This is a genomic window from Klebsiella sp. K-Nf6 (genome assembly GCF_002806655.1).
Classification (GTDB): Bacteria; Pseudomonadota; Gammaproteobacteria; order Enterobacterales; family Enterobacteriaceae; genus Klebsiella; species Klebsiella variicola.
Map to the genome: position 1 here is coordinate 308,030 of NZ_PIBN01000004.1, position 20,644 is coordinate 328,673.

17 protein-coding genes are annotated in these 20,644 nt (G+C 59.4%); 11 read left to right on the plus strand and 6 right to left on the minus strand.

Annotated elements, in window-relative coordinates:
* Positions 1-21 precede the first annotated feature (21 nt).
* Positions 22-1,074, plus strand: coding sequence for a class I fructose-bisphosphate aldolase (gene fbaB / locus CWM61_RS09865; RefSeq protein ID WP_004201578.1), 1,053 nt, complete (start codon positions 22-24; stop codon positions 1,072-1,074).
* Positions 1,075-1,155: 81 nt separating this feature from the next.
* Here the strand turns inward: fbaB and CWM61_RS09870 are convergent, their stop codons facing one another.
* A complete protein-coding gene (locus tag CWM61_RS09870) occupies positions 1,156-2,097 on the minus strand; it encodes a sugar-binding transcriptional regulator (RefSeq protein ID WP_100631166.1) in 942 nt (313 codons plus the stop codon).
* A gap of 206 nt (positions 2,098-2,303) precedes the next feature.
* Between CWM61_RS09870 and dalD the strand changes: the two genes are divergently transcribed.
* The 10 genes from dalD to CWM61_RS09920 all read left to right on the plus strand — a co-directional run bounded on the left by dalD (position 2,304) and on the right by CWM61_RS09920 (position 13,952).
* On the plus strand, positions 2,304-3,671 hold the full coding sequence (dalD, locus tag CWM61_RS09875) for a D-arabinitol 4-dehydrogenase (RefSeq protein ID WP_100631167.1): 1,368 nt from the start codon (positions 2,304-2,306) through the stop codon (positions 3,669-3,671).
* A gap of 9 nt (positions 3,672-3,680) precedes the next feature.
* Positions 3,681-5,144, plus strand: a complete 1,464-nt coding sequence (gene xylB / locus CWM61_RS09880) for a xylulokinase (protein WP_100631168.1) — start codon at positions 3,681-3,683, stop codon at positions 5,142-5,144.
* Between the two features lie 70 nt (positions 5,145-5,214).
* Entirely contained in the window at positions 5,215-6,492 is a 1,278-nt protein-coding gene (gene dalT / locus CWM61_RS09885; protein WP_008804068.1) for a D-arabinitol transporter, read from the plus strand.
* 48 nt (positions 6,493-6,540) lie between these two features.
* Positions 6,541-7,203, plus strand: a complete 663-nt coding sequence (locus CWM61_RS09890) for an HAD family hydrolase (RefSeq protein WP_100631169.1) — start codon at positions 6,541-6,543, stop codon at positions 7,201-7,203.
* 297 nt (positions 7,204-7,500) lie between these two features.
* Entirely contained in the window at positions 7,501-8,655 is a 1,155-nt protein-coding gene (locus tag CWM61_RS09895; RefSeq protein WP_074388072.1) for a mandelate racemase family protein, read from the plus strand.
* Positions 8,656-8,774: 119 nt separating this feature from the next.
* Positions 8,775-10,397 (plus strand): ABC transporter substrate-binding protein, encoded by a 1,623-nt coding sequence (locus tag CWM61_RS09900; protein WP_100631170.1) that lies wholly within the window; start codon positions 8,775-8,777, stop codon positions 10,395-10,397.
* A complete protein-coding gene (locus CWM61_RS09905; RefSeq protein ID WP_012541059.1) occupies positions 10,394-11,431 on the plus strand; it encodes an ABC transporter permease in 1,038 nt (345 codons plus the stop codon). The genes CWM61_RS09900 and CWM61_RS09905 overlap by 4 nt, the downstream gene beginning before the upstream one ends.
* Positions 11,428-12,333 carry an ABC transporter permease gene (locus CWM61_RS09910; protein ID WP_002912641.1) on the plus strand — a complete coding sequence of 302 codons (906 nt, stop codon included), beginning with the start codon at positions 11,428-11,430 and terminating at the stop codon, positions 12,331-12,333. Before CWM61_RS09905 ends, CWM61_RS09910 begins: the two co-directional genes overlap by 4 nt.
* Positions 12,305-13,168, plus strand: coding sequence for an ABC transporter ATP-binding protein (locus CWM61_RS09915; RefSeq protein WP_008804073.1), 864 nt, complete (start codon positions 12,305-12,307; stop codon positions 13,166-13,168). Before CWM61_RS09910 ends, CWM61_RS09915 begins: the two co-directional genes overlap by 29 nt.
* A gap of 10 nt (positions 13,169-13,178) precedes the next feature.
* Positions 13,179-13,952, plus strand: a complete 774-nt coding sequence (locus CWM61_RS09920) for an ABC transporter ATP-binding protein (RefSeq protein ID WP_044649923.1) — start codon at positions 13,179-13,181, stop codon at positions 13,950-13,952.
* A gap of 238 nt (positions 13,953-14,190) precedes the next feature.
* On the opposite strand, the gene yegS is transcribed toward CWM61_RS09920, so the two are convergent.
* From yegS to CWM61_RS09945, 5 genes are all read right to left on the minus strand, one after another.
* Complete coding sequence (gene yegS / locus CWM61_RS09925) at positions 14,191-15,087, minus strand: lipid kinase YegS (protein WP_165784240.1); 897 nt, start codon at positions 15,085-15,087, stop codon at positions 14,191-14,193.
* Between the two features lie 242 nt (positions 15,088-15,329).
* Positions 15,330-16,691 (minus strand): tRNA 5-hydroxyuridine modification protein YegQ, encoded by a 1,362-nt coding sequence (gene yegQ / locus CWM61_RS09930; protein WP_008804076.1) that lies wholly within the window; start codon positions 16,689-16,691, stop codon positions 15,330-15,332.
* Between the two features lie 318 nt (positions 16,692-17,009).
* Entirely contained in the window at positions 17,010-17,732 is a 723-nt protein-coding gene (gene baeR / locus CWM61_RS09935; RefSeq protein ID WP_074388074.1) for a two-component system response regulator BaeR, read from the minus strand.
* On the minus strand, positions 17,729-19,231 hold the full coding sequence (gene baeS, locus CWM61_RS09940) for a two-component system sensor histidine kinase BaeS (protein WP_061153901.1): 1,503 nt from the start codon (positions 19,229-19,231) through the stop codon (positions 17,729-17,731). Before baeS ends, baeR begins: the two co-directional genes overlap by 4 nt.
* On the minus strand, positions 19,228-20,643 hold the full coding sequence (locus tag CWM61_RS09945) for an MFS transporter (protein WP_100631171.1): 1,416 nt from the start codon (positions 20,641-20,643) through the stop codon (positions 19,228-19,230). Before CWM61_RS09945 ends, baeS begins: the two co-directional genes overlap by 4 nt.
* Position 20,644: the final 1 nt, after the last annotated feature.

Sequence of the window (20,644 nt, forward strand, 5' to 3'; positions counted from 1 at the left end):
CCGGCCTTACGGGAGATTGCTATGACTGATATTACGCAGTTGCTGGGCAAAGATGCCGAGAGCCTGTTGCAGCACCGTTGTATAACCATTCCGGCCGACCAGCTGTATCTGCCTGGCGCAGATTATGTTGATCGGGTGATGGTGGATAACAACCGACCACCGGCGGTGCTACGCAATATGCAGACCCTGTACAATACCGGACGCCTGGGGGGAACCGGCTACCTTTCCATTCTGCCGGTTGACCAGGGCGTGGAGCACTCGGCGGGCGCCTCCTTCGCCGCCAACCCGCTGTACTTTGATCCGAAAAATATCGTCGAGCTGGCGATCGAAGCCGGCTGTAACTGCGTGGCTTCGACCTACGGCGTGCTGGCCTCGGTGTCGCGCCGCTACGCGCATCGCATCCCTTTCCTGGTGAAGCTCAACCATAACGAAACGCTGAGCTACCCCACCGAATACGACCAGACCCTCTACGCCAGCGTTGAGCAGGCGTTCAATATGGGGGCGGTGGCCGTGGGAGCGACGATCTATTTCGGCTCGGAACAATCGCGTCGTCAGATAGAAGAGATTTCCGCCGCCTTTGAGCGGGCGCATGAGCTGGGCCTGGTCACCGTGCTGTGGGCCTATCTGCGCAATTCGGCATTCAAGAAAGACGGTGTCGACTATCATGTTTCCGCGGACCTGACCGGTCAGGCCAACCACCTGGCGGCCACCATCGGCGCCGATATCGTTAAGCAAAAAATGGCGGAGAATAACGGCGGCTACAAAGCGGTTAACTTCGGCTATACCGACGATCGGGTGTACAGCAAACTGACCAGCGATAACCCCATCGATCTGGTGCGCTACCAGCTGGCCAACTGCTATATGGGCCGCGCCGGGCTGATCAACTCCGGCGGCGCGGCGGGCGGGGAGACCGATCTTGCCGACGCGGTGCGCACGGCGGTGATCAATAAACGCGCCGGCGGCATGGGGCTGATCCTTGGCCGGAAAGCATTTAAGAAATCGATGGCCGACGGCGTGAAGCTGATCAATGCCGTGCAGGACGTCTACCTCGACGGGAAAGTGACTATCGCCTGATAAGCACCGGTATCGTTGGGATCCCCGGTGGCGCGACGCGCACCGGGGTTACCGTTGTGTATGCGCCTTCAGGCCGCGCCGTTACCGCGTCAGCAGCCAGCGGGCGGTATGCTCATCTGTCACCAGACCATTGATCCAGCCGCCTTTAAGGGCCGCCAGGATCGCCGGTCGTTTGTATTCTCCACACGCCGCGGCAATACGCGGGCAGTGGTTCTGACGGATATCATAGCTGGTGATCATGCGGTTGATCTCGCTGTCTACCACGTGGCCTTCCGCATCGATAAACCGTCCGAGGATCTCTCCGATGCCGCCGCGCGCGGTCAGCTCATCCATTTGCGCCTGATTGATAAACCCGTCTTTAAAGATCGGACTTTGCGTGCCCAGGGGACCAATGCCGACAAAAATCACGTCCGCCTCTTGGGCGACGCCGGAGACGCTGCGGAATAAGCGGTTGGTGCACCACATCTCATGCTCCTCCGCGCTCTGGGCGTAGCGCGGCGCCGGCCACTGATAGTACTTGGCCTTAATTTTGCGGGTCAGCAGCAGGGGCACGTCATCGTAATAATTGCACTGCCCGTCGGCGTTCATGGCGCTGATCAGCGCCACGCAGCGGGTATTCAGGCTGTCAAAATCGATGCGCTGCAGCGCTTTTTTCAGGGTCAGGCCCGAGCCCAGGCCGATGATTTTCTCTTTATCATCCTGCAGATAGCGAGCCATCAGCTGATAGCAGCCAAACGACACGCTGTCGAGGGTGCTTTCTTCGCTAAAGGCGGGGACTACATTACACTCGATTAAACCGTATTTTTCCTGCAACAACTGCGCATAATCGAGGCAGTTTGCCACCGGATGGTGCAGATTAATCGACACAATCCCTTCTTCTTTCGCGGCGGCGATCAGCCGTTGCACCACCGGTCTGGAGGTACCCAGCTGGCTGGCGATCTCGCTCTGATTCTGACCGGCGATGTAGTACATCCATGCGGCACGCACCTTCTGATCCAACCGGATATCGTCTTCTTTACTCATGGTTTCCCGCCCTAAGTTGCTGACCAGGGCTCGCAATTGGCCCGGCGAATACCCGCATTCTCGCCGTGGTTGGCATAACTGGCAAGCTTTTGCTCTTGTCTGGTCATTTGTAATTTAATTGGGTAATTGTTCTTTTGTGATCCGTGGCTCTTATTTTGGTCAAATGATCAATTACAGTGGCGCCATCAACTCAAGGAGAACAGAACATGAACAATCAATTCACATGGCTTCACATTGGTCTGGGTTCTTTTCATCGCGCGCACCAGGCGTGGTATCTGCATCGTCTGATAGCGTCCGGGGATAAGCGCTGGCACATCGCGGCGGGAAATATTCGTAACGACGCCGAGCAGGTGGTGCAGGCGCTGGCGGCGCAGGGAGGACGTTACGTCCTGGAGACCGTCAGCCCTGAAGGGGAGCGCGAATATGAAGAAATCACCTCTATTCAGAAACTGTTGCCGTGGCAGGCCGGGCTGCAGCCGCTGATTGACGAAGGGGCGAACCCGCAAACCAAAGTTATCGCCTTTACCGTGACGGAAGGGGGGTACTACCTGAACACCCGCCATCAGCTTGAAACCAGTAACCCCGATCTGCAGGCCGACCTGCAAGGCGAGTGCAAAACCATTTACGGCACCCTCGCGCGGATCCTGGAGAAGCGCATGGCCGACAACGCCGGGCCGCTGACCCTGCTCAACTGCGACAACGTGCGCCACAACGGCGAGCGTTTCCACGACGGCATGGTGGAGTTCCTGCAGCTCACCGGCAAACAGGCGGTGATTGACTGGATGGCGGCCAATACCACCTGTCCGAACACCATGGTGGACCGCATCACCCCGCGTCCGGCGGCCGATCTGCCGGCCCGCATCAAAGCGCAAACCGGGATTGATGACAAAGCGCCGGTGATGGGGGAGACCTTTATCCAGTGGGTGGTGGAAAACCACTTCCGCGATGCCCGCCCGAACCTCGAGTCGGTCGGCGTGGAGATGGTGGAGTCGGTCATCCCGTATGAAGAGGCGAAAATCCGCATTCTGAACGCGTCGCACAGCTGCATTGCCTGGGCGGGAACCTTAATCGGCCAGCAGTATATTCATGAAAGCACGCTCACCGATGCTATCTACACCATTGCCGACCGCTACGTCACGGAGGATGTCATTCCCTGCCTCGGCGATAACGGCATTGATTTGCCGACCTACCGGGATGTGGTGCTTAAGCGCTTTACCAACCCGTATATCCAGGACACCAACCAGCGCGTCGCCGCCGACGGCTTCTCGAAAATTCCGGCGATGATCGCCCCCACGCTGCAGGAGTGCTATCAGCGCGGCGTCCGCCCTGAGGCGACCGCCATGCTGCCGGCGCTGTTCTTCGTCTTTATGGAGCAGTGGCATAAGGGAACGCTGCCCTATCAGTACCAGGACGGCATCCTGGATGCGCAGGCGGTGCATGAGATGTATGAGGCTCAGGATCCGGTGGCTGTCTACGCCCGCGATAAAACCCTGTTTGGTGACCTGGCCAACAACGCGGATTTTCTGGCGCTGATGCGCGAGAAAGTCGCCGCCGTTTACACGCTGATTAAATAAGAGGTGGCTATGTATCTGGGTATCGATCTCGGCACATCGGAAGTCAAAGCGCTGGTCATTGATGAGAACTATGAGGTTATCGCCAGCCATAGCGCGCCGCTGAGTATTCAGCGGCCCCATCCGCACTGGTCAGAACAATCGCCGGAGTTATGGTGGGAGGCGACGGAGTACCTGATGAACACGCTACGGGAAAAATGCGCGCAGCACTGGCCGGCCATTAAGGCGATTGGCCTCTCCGGGCAGATGCACGGCGCGGTGTTGCTGGATGAAAAGGGGGAGACGATCCGTCCGGCCATTCTGTGGAACGACACCCGCTGCGCCGCAGAGTGCGCCGAGCTGGAGGCGATGGCGCCGGAGCTGCATCAGGTGGCGGGAAATCTGGCGATGCCAGGCTTTACCGCGCCGAAGCTGCTGTGGGCGCGCCGTCATGAGCCGCAACACTTTCAGCGCACCGCCACGGTGCTGCTGCCGAAGGATTATCTGCGCTATCGGATGACCGGGAAGAAAGTCTCCGATATGTCGGACGCCGCCGGGACGCTGTGGCTGGACGTGGCGAAGCGCGACTGGTCCGACGCTCTGCTGGACAAGTGCGGCCTGTCGCGCAGCCAAATGCCGACGCTGGTCGAAGGCTGCGAGGTTTCCGCCACCCTTGATCCGCAGGTGGCGGCGCGCTGGGGGCTAAACGCCTCGGTGGTGGTGGCCGGGGGCGGGGGAGATAACGCGGTCAGCGCCATTGGCGTCGGCGCGGTCTCGCCGGGGGATGCGTTTATTTCGCTTGGCACCTCCGGGGTGTTGTTTGTGGTGACCGACGCCTATCGCCCGGCGCCGCAGTCGGCGGTACATGCGTTTTGTCACGTGCTGCCGAACCTGTGGCACCAGATGAGCGTCATGCTGAGCGCCGCCAGCTGTTTGCAGTGGTTCTGCCGCCTGACCGGCACCACGGAGGTGGCGCTGCTGGCGGAAATTGCCGAGCTCAGCGAGGAGGAGAAAGCTCACGCCCCGTTGTTCTTGCCCTATCTCTCCGGCGAACGTACCCCGCATAACGATCCTGACGCGCGCGGCATGTTCTGGGGCATGACCCACGCCAGCCTGCGCGCCCAGCTTGGCTACGCGGTGCTGGAAGGGGTGAGCTTCGGTATCAATGACGGCCTGCAGGCGTTGAAAGAGAGCGGTACGCCGATCGCGCAGTGCTCGCTGGTGGGCGGCGGCGCCCGCAGTCCTTTCTGGGCCCAGCTGCTGGCCGACATTCTCGCTATGCCGGTGGTGACCCATAAAGGGGGAGAGACCGGCGGTGCGCTGGGCGCGGCGCGGCTGGCCTGCCTGGCGGCGGGCAAACCGATTGCCGCGGTGTGTGAAAAACCGGAAGTCTGGCAGACCTGGCGTGCGGATCCCGTTCGCCACCACATCCTGATGCAACGCTACGCGCAGTTTAAAGACCTGTATTTAAACGATCTGAATTATCGGCAGCACTGATTTTCATCATAACAGCCGCTTCGTTGCACGTCGCGGAGCGGCCACCCTGTACCCTGAAAACGAGGTCATTATGTCTATCAATAATAAACAGTGGCTCGGTTTACCCCTGAACCTGCTCTGGGGATACATCGCCATTGCCGTATTTATGACCGGCGACGGTTTTGAATTAGCCTTTCTGTCGCACTATATCAAAGCGCTCGGCTTTTCTCCGGCGGAGGCCTCCTTTGCCTTTACCCTCTACGGCCTGGCCGCCGCGCTGTCGGCATGGATTTCCGGCGTGGTGGCGGAAATTATCACCCCGCTGAAAACGATGATGATTGGCTTCGTGCTGTGGTGCGTGTTCCACGTGCTGTTCCTCGTTTTCGGCCTCGGTCACGCCAACTATGCGCTGATCCTGATTTTCTACGGCATCCGCGGCTTCGCCTATCCGCTGTTCCTCTACTCGTTTATCGTGGCGATTGTCCATAACGTCAAAAGCGACAATGCCAGCTCGGCCATCGGTTGGTTCTGGGCGGTCTATTCCATCGGCATCGGTGTGTTCGGCAGCTATATTCCGAGCTTCACCATTCCGCACATTGGCGAACTGGGGACTTTATGGCTGGCGCTGGCCTTCTGCGTCACCGGGGGCGTGATTGCCCTGGCTTCCCTGCGCCATATTCAAACGCCGCAGCATATGCAGAATCTAACCACTCGCCAGAAATTTTCCGAGCTGGGACGCGCCGCGACGCTGCTCTATACCAACCGCAATATTCTGCTGTCGAGCATGGTCAGGATTATCAATACTCTCTCGCTGTTCGGTTTTGCGGTCATTATGCCGATGATGTTTGTCGATGAGCTGGGCTTCACCACTTCAGAATGGCTCCAGGTATGGGCAGTCTTCTTCTTCACTACCATTTTCTCTAACGTGCTGTGGGGGATCCTGGGGGAAAAACTGGGCTGGATGAAGGTGGTGCGCTGGTTCGGCTGCATCGGGATGGCGCTCTCCAGCCTGGCGTTTTACTACATCCCTCAGCACTTTGGCCATAGCTTTGCGATGGCGCTGATCCCCGCCATCGCCCTCGGGATCTTTGTCGCCGCCTTCGTGCCGCTGGCCGCCGTGTTCCCGGCGCTGGAGCCGAAGCACAAAGGCGCGGCGATTTCGGTCTATAACCTGTCGGCGGGGATGTCGAACTTTCTCGCGCCGGCGATTGCCGTGGTGTTGCTGCCGTTCTTCAGCACCATCGGGGTGGTGATCGCCTACACCGCATTGTACGTGGTGGCCTTTTTCCTCTGCGCCTTTATCCGCGTGGAGCAGCCGGGGTTCTCCCACAAGGAAGCAACCGCCCGCGAGCAGGTTGAATTCTCTTAGGTGATGTGGCTGGCATGCGCTTCATGCCAGCCTTAATGAGGTGAACGAATGAGTATGCAGGCAGTTATTTTTGACATGGATGGCGTGATTATTGATTCCGAGGCGCTGTGGCGACAGGCGCAGATTGACGCCCTCGCGCAGTGGGGGGCAACGGCGAGCGTGGATGAGTGTGAAACCCTGACCAAAGGCAAACGTCTCGACGAAATCGCCGGCACCTGGTGTCGCTATTTTCAGCTTGAGCTCAACCCGCAGCGGCTTGAAGCCGCAATATTGCAGCGCATCACCTGCCTGATTGCCGCGAAAGGCGAACCGATGCCCGGCGTGCATGAGGCGTTACGCTATTTTCGCGAGGCGGGCTATCAAATTGCGCTCGCCACGTCATCATCCCGTCAGGTTATTGCCGCTGTGCTGAACAAACTCTCGCTCTGGCACTTTTTCGACGTGGTCTCCAGCGCGGATGATGAATCACGCGGCAAACCGCACCCGGCGGTGTACCTGACGACCCTGCGCAAGCTCAATCTCAACGCCAGCCAGTGTCTGGTGATTGAGGATAGCTTTACCGGCTTTTGCGCGGCTCAGGCCGCCGGTATTCCCACGGCGGTGGTTGCCGAAGATAGCCGGCAGGGGCGCTATCAGGCCGCTGTCGGCCGCTATCAAACCTTACCTGAACTGCTGGAAGCGCTTACCGCTGAGCCAGAGGCGGTCGCATAACTCTCGCTTTCGTGAGCGCAGAAAATCCCGGGATGTACACGGTCGGTCACTCTCTTTTCTGCGCTCACGCCCTTTTTACTCCATGCCGATCCGCCTCACATTTCGCTCATCTTTTGTGAAAACAGTCACGTCTTGTTGTGCCAATGCCCAAATTTATGGCCTTGCTTAGCGGTGTTTGTCCGAGGCACTGCTACGTAATTGTGCTTAGATTATATATTGAAACGTATTTTCAATAATGTGAAACCGCTTTGCCGATTTACTTCTGTCGATCGGATTTGGCCGTGATAAGGATTGAGCATGAAAATTGAATCTGTAAATGTCACCGTTTTCCAGTATCCCACTCGTCGGGTTTCCGACAGCGCCGGGCACTCCCATCCGGGGGCTGAAAGCATGGCCAAAATGGCGATGCTGACCATCACCGCTGATGATGGGGCGCAGGGTTTTTCGTTTGCGCCTCCGGAAGTCGTGCGCCCGTTCGTGGTGAATACTTTTTTTCGCAAAGTGCTGGTGGGACAGGACCCGTTTAACCGCGAGCGTATCTGGCAGGATCTTAACCACTGGCAGCGCGGCAGCGCACATCAGCTAACGGAGCGCGCGCTGTCGTTTGTTGAACAAGCGCTGTGGGACCTGATTGGCCGCAGCCTCAGGATGCCGGTCTACAAGCTGCTTGGCGGCTATCGCGACACCGTCCCGGCTTACGGTAGCACCATGTGCGGCGACGATCTACCGGGCGGCCTGTCGACCCCGGAAGAGTATGCCGCCTTTGCCGAAAAGCTGGTCGCCCGCGGCTACAAGGCCATCAAACTGCACACCTGGATGCCGCCAATCTCTTTTGCGCCCAATCCCAAAATGGATATTAAAGCCTGCGCGGCGGTGCGCGAAGCGGTAGGGCCGGATATTGACCTGATGATTGATGGCTATCACTGGTACAGCCGCGCCGAGGCGCTGTGGATAGGCAAAGCGCTGGAAAAACTCAATTTCGCCTGGTTTGAAGAGCCGATGGAGGAGGATTCGATGTCCTCCTACGCGTGGCTGGCGGAAAACTTGTCGATTCCCATCGTCGGGCCGGAGAGCTTCGGCGGCAAGCACCACATGCGCGCCGAATGGGTGAAAGCCGGAGCCTGCGACATTCTGCGCGCCGGCGCTAACGGCGTGGGCGGTATTGCCCCGACCATGAAGGTCGCGGCGCTGGCGGAATCTTTCGGCATGGATTGCGAAGTCCACGGCAACGGCGCGGCAAGCCTGGCGGTGGTCGGCGCGATTCGTAACTGCCGTTGGTATGAGCGTGGCCTGCTGCATCCGTTCCTCGACTACGATGAACCAGCGGCTTATCTCAACAGCATTGTCGATCCGATGGATGATCAGGGATTTGTGCATTTGTCACAACGTCCAGGCCTCGGTGAAGACATTAATTTTGCGTATATCGAAGCCAATACCGTTAGCCACGACTGATTCAAAAAAATAAATGCCCGGTGGCGCTGCGCTTATCGGGTCTGCGGCCCGGTAGGCCGGATAAGGCGAAAATGCCGCCATCCGGCAACATGTACCCTACAGTACAGGCAAACAGAGATATGAAAAAAACCTCCCTACTGGCAGCGTGTTTATTCACGCTCGCCGTGTCGATGGGAAGCGGGGCGGCGGTGGCGAAAACGCCGCCCGATCAGCTTATTATCGGCATGAATATGAATAACCTGCTCACCCTTGACCCGGCAGCGATGACCGGTAACGAAGTGGTGGGGATCGTGGTCAACCTCTACGACTCGCTGGTGGAGCTGGACCCTGAGCAGCTCACCACCGTCAGGCCCGCGCTGGCGAAATCCTGGGATATCGGCCCCGACGGTAAAACCCTGACCTTCCATCTGCGCGATAACGTGAAGTTTCACTCTGGTAACCCGCTGACCGCCGCCGATGTGGTGTGGTCGATGCGGCGCATCCTGCATCTCAACCTGGCCCAGGCCTCGGTATGGAAATCCTATGGCTTCAGTAAGAAAAATATCGACAGCCAGGTCAGTGCGCCGGACCGCTTCACGGTGCAAATCGTATTACCCAAAGAAAACGATCCGCAGCTGGTGATTTACTCGCTGGCGGCGCTGGGCAACCTCGGGGTGCTGGACAGTAAAACGGTGCAAAGCCACCAGCAGGATAACGATTGGGGCAACCGCTGGCTAACCACCCATGAAGCCGGTTCCGGGCCGTTTACGCTGGAAACCTGGCAGGCAAAAGAGGTGCTGCGCATGAAGCGCAATCCTGACTACTGGCGCGGCGAGGCGAAAATGAGCCGCGTGGTGCTGCGCCATTTCCAGGAGTCGCAAACCCTGCGCCTGATGATCGAAAAAGGCGACCTCGATATTGCCAACAACATGGCGGTTTCCGACATTAACGCCCTGCGCAGCGACCCGCAGCTGACCGTCGATGCGGTGCAGCGCGGCACCATGTACTACGTGGCGATGAGCATGAAAGAGGCGCACTTCGCCCAGCCGAAAGTGCGCGAAGCGGTGCGCTATCTGATTGATTACCAGGGTATCAATAAAGCGCTAATGCCGGGCTACGGCGTGCTGCACCAGCGGCCGATTAAGGCGGGCATGCCGTCTACGCTGCCTGACCCTGGCTATAAGCTGGACGTGGCGCGGGCGAAAAAGCTGCTGGCGGAAGCGGGTTATCCCAACGGCTTTGATACCACGCTGCGGGTCCTCTCCGATCAGCCATTTCTTAACATTGCTATCGCCGTGCAGTCGACGCTGATGCAGGCGGGGATTAACGCCAAAATCATCACCGGCACTGGTAACCAGATCTACGGTGCAATGCGCGAGCGTAAATTTGACCTGCTGGTAGGTCGCGGCGGCAGCGGGATGGAGCCGCATCCGCACTCCAGCCTACGCGCGCTTGTCTATAACCCGGATAACAGCGATAAGGCGCGCCTGACCAACTTCCAGGGCTGGCGTACCGGTTTTTACGACCCGCAGCTTAATACGATGATTGACCAGGCCCTGCTGGAACGCGATCCGCAAAAACAGGTGGCTGACTACCAGGCCATCCAGACACGCTACGACCAGCTGGTTCCGGCTTTAATTCCGCTTTCGCAAATGGTTGATTCGGTCGTCGTGCGCAACGAGGTACGGGAGTATCAGCCGCACCCCTCCGCCACCACTTTTCTGCGTGACGTCTATAAAGTCCGCGAAGGAGAGAAAGGATGAGTACCGCAATCCTTGCGCCCGGTTCACGCGGCCGGCGCTTATCAAAACGGCTACTGCAGGTGGTAATTACACTGTTCGGCCTGCTGCTACTGACCTTTACCATTGGCCGCGTCATGCCCATCGACCCGGTGCTGGCGATTGTCGGCCCGGATGCTGACCAGAGTACCTATCAGCAGGTTTACCAGCAGCTGGGGTTTGATAAATCGCTGACCACCCAGTTTGGTATCTATTTCGTCAACCTGTTGCACGGCGATCTGGGCAACGCGCTGCTGACCGGGAAACCGGTGGTGGACGATATTATCCGCGTCTTCCCGGCCACCATGGAGCTGGCAACGATGGCGATTATTGTCGGCGCGGGTCTTGGTATTCCGCTGGGCGTGTTGGCGGCGGCGCGGCGCAACAGCGTCTCCGATTATGTGGTACGCATTATCAGCCTGGCGGGCTACTCGACGCCGATCTTCTGGGTCGGAATGATGGGACTGCTGGTGTTCTATGCCTGGCTTGGCTGGGTAGGCGGCGCCGGGAGGGTAGACCTCGGGCTGGATGGTGTGGTGCCGCGCCGCACCGGCCTGATGACCGTTGATGCGCTGCTGGCAGGCAACGGCCAGGTGTTCTGGAACGCCATTAATCATCTGATTCTTCCCGCCTCGCTGCTGGGTTTTCACTCGCTGGCTTATATCAGCCGTATGACCCGCAGCTTTATGCTGGCCCAGCTGTCGCAGGAGTTCATTATTACCGCCCGGGTGAAAGGGCTGACCGAGCGTCAGGTTATCTGGAACCATGCGTTTCGTAACATCCTCGTGCAGCTGCTGACGGTGGTGGCGCTGGCCTACGGCGCGCTGCTGGAAGGCGCGGTGCTGATTGAAACCGTCTTCTCATGGCCGGGTTTCGGCTCCTACCTTACCGGTAGCCTGCTGCTGGGCGATATGAATGCGGTGATGGGCTGCGTGCTGCTGGTGGGCGTGATCTTCGTGATGCTCAACCTGCTCTCCGACCTGCTGTATCAATTCTTTGACCCGAGGACAAAATCATGACCGTTTCTCTGGATTCGCCGCTTTCGGGCGGTGCGGGCGAAGGCCGCCAGCGGCTGCAACGCGCGGCGGCGCGGGCCGTCGGGTTTATCGGCAAAATGGCGCGCAATCCGCTCACGGCCATCGGCGGAGGAATTATCTTTCTGCTGCTGGTGGTGGCGATTTTCGCGCCGCTGATTGCGCCTTATAACCCGCTGGTACAGGACCTGAACAGTGCGCTGGTCGCGCCGAATGCACAGCACTGGTTCGGCACCGATGAGTTTGGCCGGGATATCTTTAGTCGCCTGGTGTACGGCTCCCGCATCACGCTCTATATCGTGCTGCTGGTCTCGGTGACTGTCGGTCCGCTCGGGCTGCTGCTGGGCGTCAGTGCCGGCTATTTCGGCGGTAAAGTCGATATGGTGCTGATGCGCGTCACCGATATTTTCATCTCCTTCCCGAGTCTGGTCCTGGCGCTGGCGTTTGTCGCCGCTTTAGGACCGGGGCTGGAGCACGTGGTTATCGCCATCACGCTGACCGCCTGGCCGCCGATTGCCCGTCTGGCGCGCGCCGAAACGCTCTCTCTGCGCCAGGCCGATTTTATCTCCGCCGTGCGTCTGCAAGGCGCTTCATCGGCCCGCGTCCTCTGGCGCCATATCGTGCCGCTGTGTCTGCCCTCGGTCATTATCCGTATCACCATGAATATGGCCGGGATCATTCTGACCGCGGCCGGCCTCGGCTTTCTCGGCCTCGGCGCGCAGCCGCCAGAGCCGGAGTGGGGAGCGATGATCTCCAGCGGGCGCACTTATATGATGGAGTGCTGGTGGGTCGTAACCATTCCGGGGCTGGCGATTCTGATCAATAGCTTAGCGTTCAACTTCTTAGGAGATGGCCTACGTGACATCCTCGATCCCCGTAGTGAATAATGCACCGCTGCTCGACGTGCGCGATTTGTGCGTCGACTTTGTTAACGGTAGCGCGGTGACCCACGCCGTGCGCGGCGTCTCCTTCCAGCTGGGGCATGAGAAGCTGGCCATTGTCGGCGAGTCCGGTTCGGGTAAGTCCACCGTTGGGCGCGCGCTGCTGCAGCTGCATCCGAAAAAGGCCCGCGTCAGCGCCAGCCGGATGCAGTTTGCCGATCTCGATCTGCAGCATCTAAGCGAAGCGCAGATGCGCGGCGTACGCGGCAAACGTATCTCTATGATTATGCAGGACCCGAAATATTCGCTTAATCCGGTGGTCTGCGTGGGTAAGCAAATCGCCGAGGCCTGGCTTACTCATCATCCCGGGCGCAAAGATGAGGCGAAAGCCAGGGCGCTGGAGATGCTGAAGGTGGTGCGTATTCGCCAGCCGGAGCGCGTTTATCAGCTTTATCCGCATGAAATATCCGGCGGACAGGGGCAGCGCATCATGATCGCCATGATGCTGATTACCGACCCGGAACTGATCATTGCCGATGAGCCCACCTCCGCGCTGGACGTGTCGGTGCGCCTGCAGGTGCTGGGCCTGTTGGATGACCTGGTTCAGTCGCGCGGGCTGGGGCTGATTTTTATCAGCCACGATATCAACCTGGTGCGCAGCTTCTGCGACCGCGTACTGGTGATGTACGCCGGACGGGTAGTGGAGTCCATTGCCGCTAAAGATCTCGATAACGCCCGTCACCCCTACACTCAGGGATTGATTAACTCGCTGCCGGATATGCAGCATCGTCGCCCGATACTGCCGGTGCTGCAGCGTCAGGCCAGCTGGTTAACGGATTAAGGAGCGGATAATGATTGAAGTTCAACATCTCAACCTCGCGTTTGGCGAGGGGGAGAAGCGTAACCAGGTGTTGTATGACGTCAGTTTCCACGTTAAGCCTGGCGAGATCTACGGTCTGGTAGGAGAGTCCGGTTCCGGTAAAACGACGGTGCTCAAGTGCCTGGCGGGGCTGTTTACCCACTGGCAGGGGGAACTGACCATCGATGCTCAGCCCTTAGGGCATGAAATTAGCCGCGAGCGCTGCCGTCAGGTGCAGATGGTATTTCAGGACCCCTACGGATCGCTGCATCCCCGTCACACCATTGGCGATATCCTCGAAGAGCCGCTTCAGATCCATCGTATCAACGACCGCGACCGGCGGATCAATGCGCTGCTGGATAAAGTTGGCCTCAACCGCGCCTTTCGTGAGCGCTATCCGCATCAGCTCTCCGGCGGGCAGCGGCAGCGCGTGGCGATAGCCAGAGCGCTGATTCTTGAGCCTCAGGTGCTGCTGCTGGATGAGCCGACGTCGGCGCTGGATGTGTCGGTGCAGGCTGAGATCCTTAACCTGCTGGCAGAATTGCAGCGGGAGGCTAAGCTCACTTACCTGATGGTCACCCACGATCTCGGGGTTATTGCCCACTTATGCCAGAAAGTGGCGGTGATGCAGTACGGGAAGATCCTCGAAACCCTGACGGTCGATGCGCTGGTCAGCGGCGAGGCGCGGACGGCCTATACGCAGATGCTGGTTAACGCCAGTCGGCAATATACGCGCGAAATGGCGCGCGAGGTGGCGGAATACTAAGCTTTATGGCGCATTGTCTCACGGCAGATGCGCCCATTTTAATGGTTAACTATGTGATATTGTAGAGTTTGTGGTTATAAGTATCGTCTATTAATGTAAGTGCGGTGTTTGGATCGATATCCTGCCCAGGTTTTTTCTGCAGCCGCAGGTGCCGTTTTACCTTAACATTCAGAGGCTCATTCAACGAACCCGGCTGCTGTATACCAGCCGGGCGGCGTCTTTGCTTTGCGAAGCCTGCTCAGCGCAACAGCGGGCAGTCGGGCGGCAGCCGGCAGCGCAGAGCCGCCGGTAACAGCTCCATGCGGAAGGTTTTGCCACTGAGCGGCTCGCCGTCGAGGTTAAACGTCATCTCATGGGGGGCGGTGATCTCAAACCATGAGGAGACTCCGTCAACAATATTCGGCGAGTTTTCCGGATTCGCCAGGGTGCTGAACAGGGCAGGGATCAGTTCTTCGCCGGTGAAAATGCGCAGATGCAGCAGACCATCGTTAATCAACGCCTCCGGGCACAGCTGCTGGCCGCCGCCGGCCTGGCGGCCGTTGCCGATGCCAATGACCAGCGCATCGCCCTGCCAGTGAAAGTTCTCCCCGCGGATCTCGCAGCGGTCCGGCTTCAGGGTATCCATGCGCATCAGACCATGGATTAAATAAGAGACACCGCCGAGCGCGGCTTTGAGTTTTTCCGGCGTTTCGGTGGTGATCCGGGTGCCGAACCCGCCGGTTGCCATATTAATAAAGCCGGTTTTATCATTCACCCGGGCGATATCTATCGGCACATCGCGGCCGACGATCGCCAGCTTGAGGGCGCTGGCCAGATCCTGCGGAATACCGACGCTGGTGGCAAAGTCGTTGGCCGTGCCCAGCGGTAAAATCCCCAGCGCCATCTTGCTGCCGCGCTCCACCAGCGCGGTCGCCACTTCATTAATGGTGCCGTCGCCGCCGCCGGCGATCACCGTTTCAACGTTCAGCTGCAGGGCCTCATCGATAAACCGCACGGCATCGCCCTTTTCCCAGGTGACGCGGACGTGAATATCGATCCCTTCGTTGCGTAACAGGTTAACCGCCTCGCGTAACTGCGGTTCATTGGCACCTTTGCCGTTAAGGATCAGTAAGCTGGCAGGAAACGTAGACATCATCAAGGGAACCTTTATTGCGCAATGTTGCATAAAGTGTACCGCATGACGAAAGCGAAGACCGGAGGAGAGGCAAAAAAATAAGCCCGCGTAAGGGAGATTACGCAGGCTAAGGAGGTGGTTCCTGGTACAACTAGCATTTATGGGTTATGTTTTTCAGCGAAATGGATGATACCTGTTTCGATCGAAACGGTATGTGATCCGATTCTAATATCCTTACTTCGTGAAAAAATAACGCAAATTAACTAGTTACCGTGCGGATTTCTGGTTGTCTGACCAGTAAAGTTGCGCATCAGCAGCGCATACTGCAGGGGCAGGTCGTCCGGCACAGGCAACCATACGGTATAACCATCGCCCGGGGCCACCGGCATGGCTTCACCTTTGCCATTTTCCATATGCTCGAGGGTGAAGTTGACGTTACCCTGCGGGGTCATCAGCTCGAGGCTGTCGCCGACGCTGAACTTATTTTTGACCGCCACGGCCGCCAGCGGGCCGTTACGCTCCCCGGTGAATTCGCCGACAAACTGCTGGCGCTCGGAGAGGGAGTAGCCGTACTCATAGTTCTGGTAATCGTCATGGGTATGGCGGCGCAGGAAGCCTTCGGTGTACCCGCGGTGGGCCAGTCCTTCCAGGGTCTCCAGCAGGCTGGTATCGAACGGTTTGCCGGCGGCGGCATCGTCGATCGCCTTGCGGTAAACCTGAGCGGTGCGAGCGCAGTAGTAGAAGGATTTGGTGCGGCCTTCGATCTTCAGCGAGTGAACGCCCATCTGGGTCAGACGCTCAACGTGGGCGATAGCCCGCAGATCTTTCGAGTTCATGATGTAGGTGCCGTGTTCGTCCTCAAAGGCGGTCATGTACTCGCCTGGACGTTTAGCTTCCTCAATCATAAAGACTTTATCGGTCGGCGCGCCAATGCCGAGGGTGGGCTCCACGGTCTGCACCGGGATCGGCTCATATTTGTGGACGATGTTGCCGACGTCGTCCTCTTTGCCTTCCGCCACGTTGTATTCCCAGCGGCAGGCGTTGGTGCAGGTCCCCTGGTTCGGGTCGCGCTTGTTGATATACCCGGAGAGCAGGCAGCGGCCGGAGTAGGCCATGCACAGCGCGCCGTGGACGAAAATCTCAATCTCCATCTCCGGCACCTGGCGGCGAATCTCTTCGATTTCGTCCAGCGACAGTTCACGGGAGAGGATCACACGGGTCAGCCCCATCTGCTGCCAGAATTTGACCGTCGCCCAGTTAACGGCGTTGGCCTGCACTGAAAGATGGATCGGCATCTCCGGGAAGTGTTCCCGCACCAGCATGATTAAACCCGGATCGGACATGATCAGCGCGTCCGGCCCCATCTCCACCACCGGCTTCAGATCGCGAATAAACGTTTTCAGCTTGGCGTTATGCGGGGCGATGTTAACCACCACATAGAATTTTTTACCCAGCGCGTGGGCTTCATTGATGCCGAGCTGCAGATTTTCGTGATTGAATTCGTTGTTACGCACGCGCAGCGAGTAGCGCGGCTGGCCGGCATAAACGGCATCGGCGCCATAGGCGAAAGCGTAACGCATATTCTTCAGCGTTCCCGCCGGGGAGAGGAGTTCTGGTTTAAACATGGTGTTCTCGTTCTGATGACAGGTCAGATTCGCCGCACCTGGCGCGGCGAGTTGGGGAGTGTCCCCACATTAAGGGCGGGCATTGTAGCGCCGCGGCGAAGGGGAGTAAATATCTGATGGATATCTTTCAGTATGGCTAATTTGTTTGCCATTTTGAACCTGGGCAGTGCTCACACTGACAGCACTCATAACGCATGGTGGGATAGGCTCTATGGAATTCCCCGGGTTGCGGCGTAAACACCTTACCCGGGCTACGGTGTGCAGATGGCGGTGAACGTGTAGCCCGGCTAAGCGCAGCGCGAGCCGGGAAAAGGCTAACTACGCCAGTCGGCAGGCGTCTGCTTCCCAGCGATAGCCAACGCCATACACCGCGCGAATAAACGACTGCTCGGCGTCCAGCGCCTCCAGCTTGCGCCGCAGGTTTTTGATGTGGCTGTCGATGGTGCGGTCGGTGACTACCCGATAATCGTCATACAGATGGTTGAGCAACTGTTCGCGGGAGAAGACCTTGCCCGGCTCCTGGGAGAGGGTTTTCAGCAGCCGGAACTCGGCGGGGGTGAGGTCCAGCAGCTTGTCGCGCCAGGAGGCCTGAAAACGGCTTTCATCGACAATCAGCGGGCTCTGGGCGTCCAGCGCCTGCAGATCGCGCTGCGGCTTGCAGCGGCGGAGGATGGTTTTCACCCGGGCGACCACTTCCCGCGGGCTGTAGGGCTTGCAGATATAGTCGTCGGCGCCAATCTCCAGCCCCAGCAGTCGGTCGATCTCTTCGATTTTCGCCGTCACCATCACCACCGGAACGTCGGAGAAGCGGCGAATTTCCCGGCACAGCGTCAGACCGTCGGTACCGGGCAGCATCAGGTCCAGCAGGATCAGGTGCGGCGGCGTCTGCCGAACGTAGGGCAGGACCTTGTCGCCGTGGTTAATCAGCGTAGGCGCATAGCCGGCGGCTTGCAGATAATCAATCAGCAGCTGGCCGAGCTTCGGTTCATCTTCCACGATAAGAATGCGTGGGGTGTTTTCATCTACAGGCAATTCAGTCATACGTCTCTCGGTAAATCATGTTCCAGAGGTAACTCAACTTTAATGCTAACCCCGCCAAAAGGCGAATGGTCGGCACGCAGGGTGCCGCCGTGGGCCGCGACAATATTGAGGCAAATCGCCAGCCCGAGGCCGGAGCCGCCGCTGGCGCGGTTGCGCGATCCTTCCGCCCGGTAAAAGCGCTCGCACAGGCGGGCCAGCTGCTCATCGCTGACCCCGGGGGCGCTGTCGGCAAAGTCGATCACCAGCATCCGGCCGCTGCGGCTGGCGGTGATCAGCAGGCTGCCGCCGCTGTCGGTATAGCGCAGGCTGTTCTCCAGCAGATTGTTGAAGAGCTGCATCAGGCGGTCGCGGTCGCCGAAGATCATCGCCTGCTCCGGGAACGACACCTGAATACTCAGCTGCCGGCTGGCGAAGCGCTCGCGAAAAGCGCCCGCGGCCACCTCCAGCAGGGTGATGATATCCAGCGACGTTTTCTGGTAGGCCAGCGCCCCCTCATCGGACATCGACAGCTGATGGAGGTCGTCCACCAGCTTGGTGAGGGTAGCCACCTCGGCCTGCAGGGAGGGGATGGACTCGGGGGTGAAGCGCCGGACCCCGTCCTGAATCGCTTCCAGCTCGCCGCGCAGCACTGCCAGCGGGGTGCGCAGTTCATGGGAGATATCGGCCATCAGGTCGCGACGCATCTGCTGGTTGCGCTCCAGGGTGCTGGCGAGCTGGTTGAAATCCTGCGCCAGGCGGCCGAGCTCGTCGCCGCCGGTCACCGTCACGCGGGTGGAAAAGTCGCCCGCCGCCAGCTTATGGGTGCCTTCCACCAGCCGCTTCACCGGCGCCAGCAGGCCGCGGGCCAGCGGAAAGGTGGCCAGCGCGGCAAGCAGGGTGGCAAGGGCGACAATCAGCCAGCTGGTGCGCTTTTGCTGCCGGTCGAAGTTAATATCGGTATTGCGCGTCAGCCGCTCTACCGGCGAGGCGATCACTTTGCCTACCTCCACGCCGTTGACCATAATGCTGCGCTGGGTGCCGTCCTCCGGTACGCGCTCACGGGGCCCCACCAGCACGCGGCCCGACTGATCAACCACCCAGAACATGGTGCGCCAGCCGTGGGGCGGCATTTCCGGCCTCGGCGGCGGGGTGTCGCTGGGGCCGTCGGGCGGCCCATCCGGCGGCGGCCCATCTGGCCCCTGACCCTCCATCGGACCCGGCTTCATGCCGTGTCCCGGCGGCGAGCGGTCGTCGTTGTCCCGTTCGAAGGTGCGCAGCAGCTGGAAGATAAAGCGGTCGTTGTTGCGCAGAAACGCCCAGCTGCCGTGCTGGGCATACTGCTCACTCAGCGCGTCGCCGAGCATGGTTAACCGCTGCTCATTACCGCGCTTGATGTAGTCGATAAACCCACGTTCGAAACTGATACGTACCGCCCAGTGCATGCTGATCAGCAGCACGATGCAGGTGGCGAAAATAGCGAGGAACAGCTTACCGGTAATGCCCGGGCGCCAAAATTTCACGATCCACTCCTGTTGCGTCGACGGATGACGGTATTACTGCCGACGTCATCCGGTACCCGGGAAAAAATGAGCGCCGGGAGGGCGATGATCGTCGCCATGCTCAGATAGGTATAGAGAAAGACCTGATGGGTGCTGGCGGCGTCGAGGCTCATATGCTGCTGGCCATACAGCCCCAGCAGCAGCCCGGCGATGGTTACGCCGATACTCATCGACAGCTGCATCACCATCGACAGCAGACTGTTGCCGCTGCTGGCCAAATCGTCCGGGAGATCTTTCAGCGTCAGGGTATTCATCGAGGAGAATCGACTGGAGTTGATCATCCCCTGCAGAAACAGGACCAGCGGCAACGCGTAATACCAGCCGGCCAGGGCGCTAAACATAAACAGCAGACTGACGGCGGCCAGGCCCAGGGTGCTGGCGACCAGTACGCGGCGGTAGCCAAAGCGGTTAACCACCTGGACCACGATCCGCTTCATGCCCATGCTGCCGAGCACCATCGGGATCATCATCAGCCCGGCGTGGAAGGGGGTAAAGCCAAGGCCGATCTGCAGAAACACCGGAGTCATAAACGGCAGCATGCCGCTGCCGATGCGTCCGGCGAAGCTGCCGCCGAGGCCGAGGGAGAAGGTGCGGTTACGAAACAGGTCGAGGCTGAACAGCGCCCGGGCGTTACCGCGGGCGTGCCACAGGTACAGCAGCAGGGCGGCGAGGCCGATGGCCACCAGCCCCGCCAGCCAGCGTGACGATATACCGAGTCCTTTCTGACCGTCGAGCGCCAGGGTCAGGGTCGCCATCCCGGCGGCCAGCAGCAGAAAGCCGGAGAGATCGAAGCGCCGGGTCTGCAGGGTGTAGTTGGGCATCAGGCAGAGGGTGGCGATGGCGCCGACGATCCCCACCGGGATATTGATGAGGAAGATCCAGTGCCATGAGGCGTACTCCACCAGCACCCCGCCCAGCGCCGGGCCGAGCAGCGGGCCGACCTGACCTGGCAGCGTCACGAAGGTCATCGCCGCCATGTACTGATCGCGCGGGACGATCTTCATCACCGTCAGGCGACCAACCGGCACCATCATCGCACCGCCGACGCCCTGCAGCACCCGCGCCATCACCAGCTGGTCAAGGGTGCTGGCCTGGGCGCAAAACAGCGACCCGGCGGTAAACAGCACGATGGCGGTGAAGAAGATATTGCGCACCCCAACCCGGTCGGCCAGCCAGCCGCTGGCCGGCAGCATGACCGCCACCGTCAGGACATAGGAGACGATGATCATATGCATATGCAGCGGGCTCTCCCCGAGGCTTTTGGCCATCGAGGGGAGGGCGGTGTTAACGATGGTGGTGTCCAGCGACTGCATAAAGAAGCCGAACGCCACTATCCATAGCTGCCAGCGCACGCTGGCCGGGAGGTCTGTCATG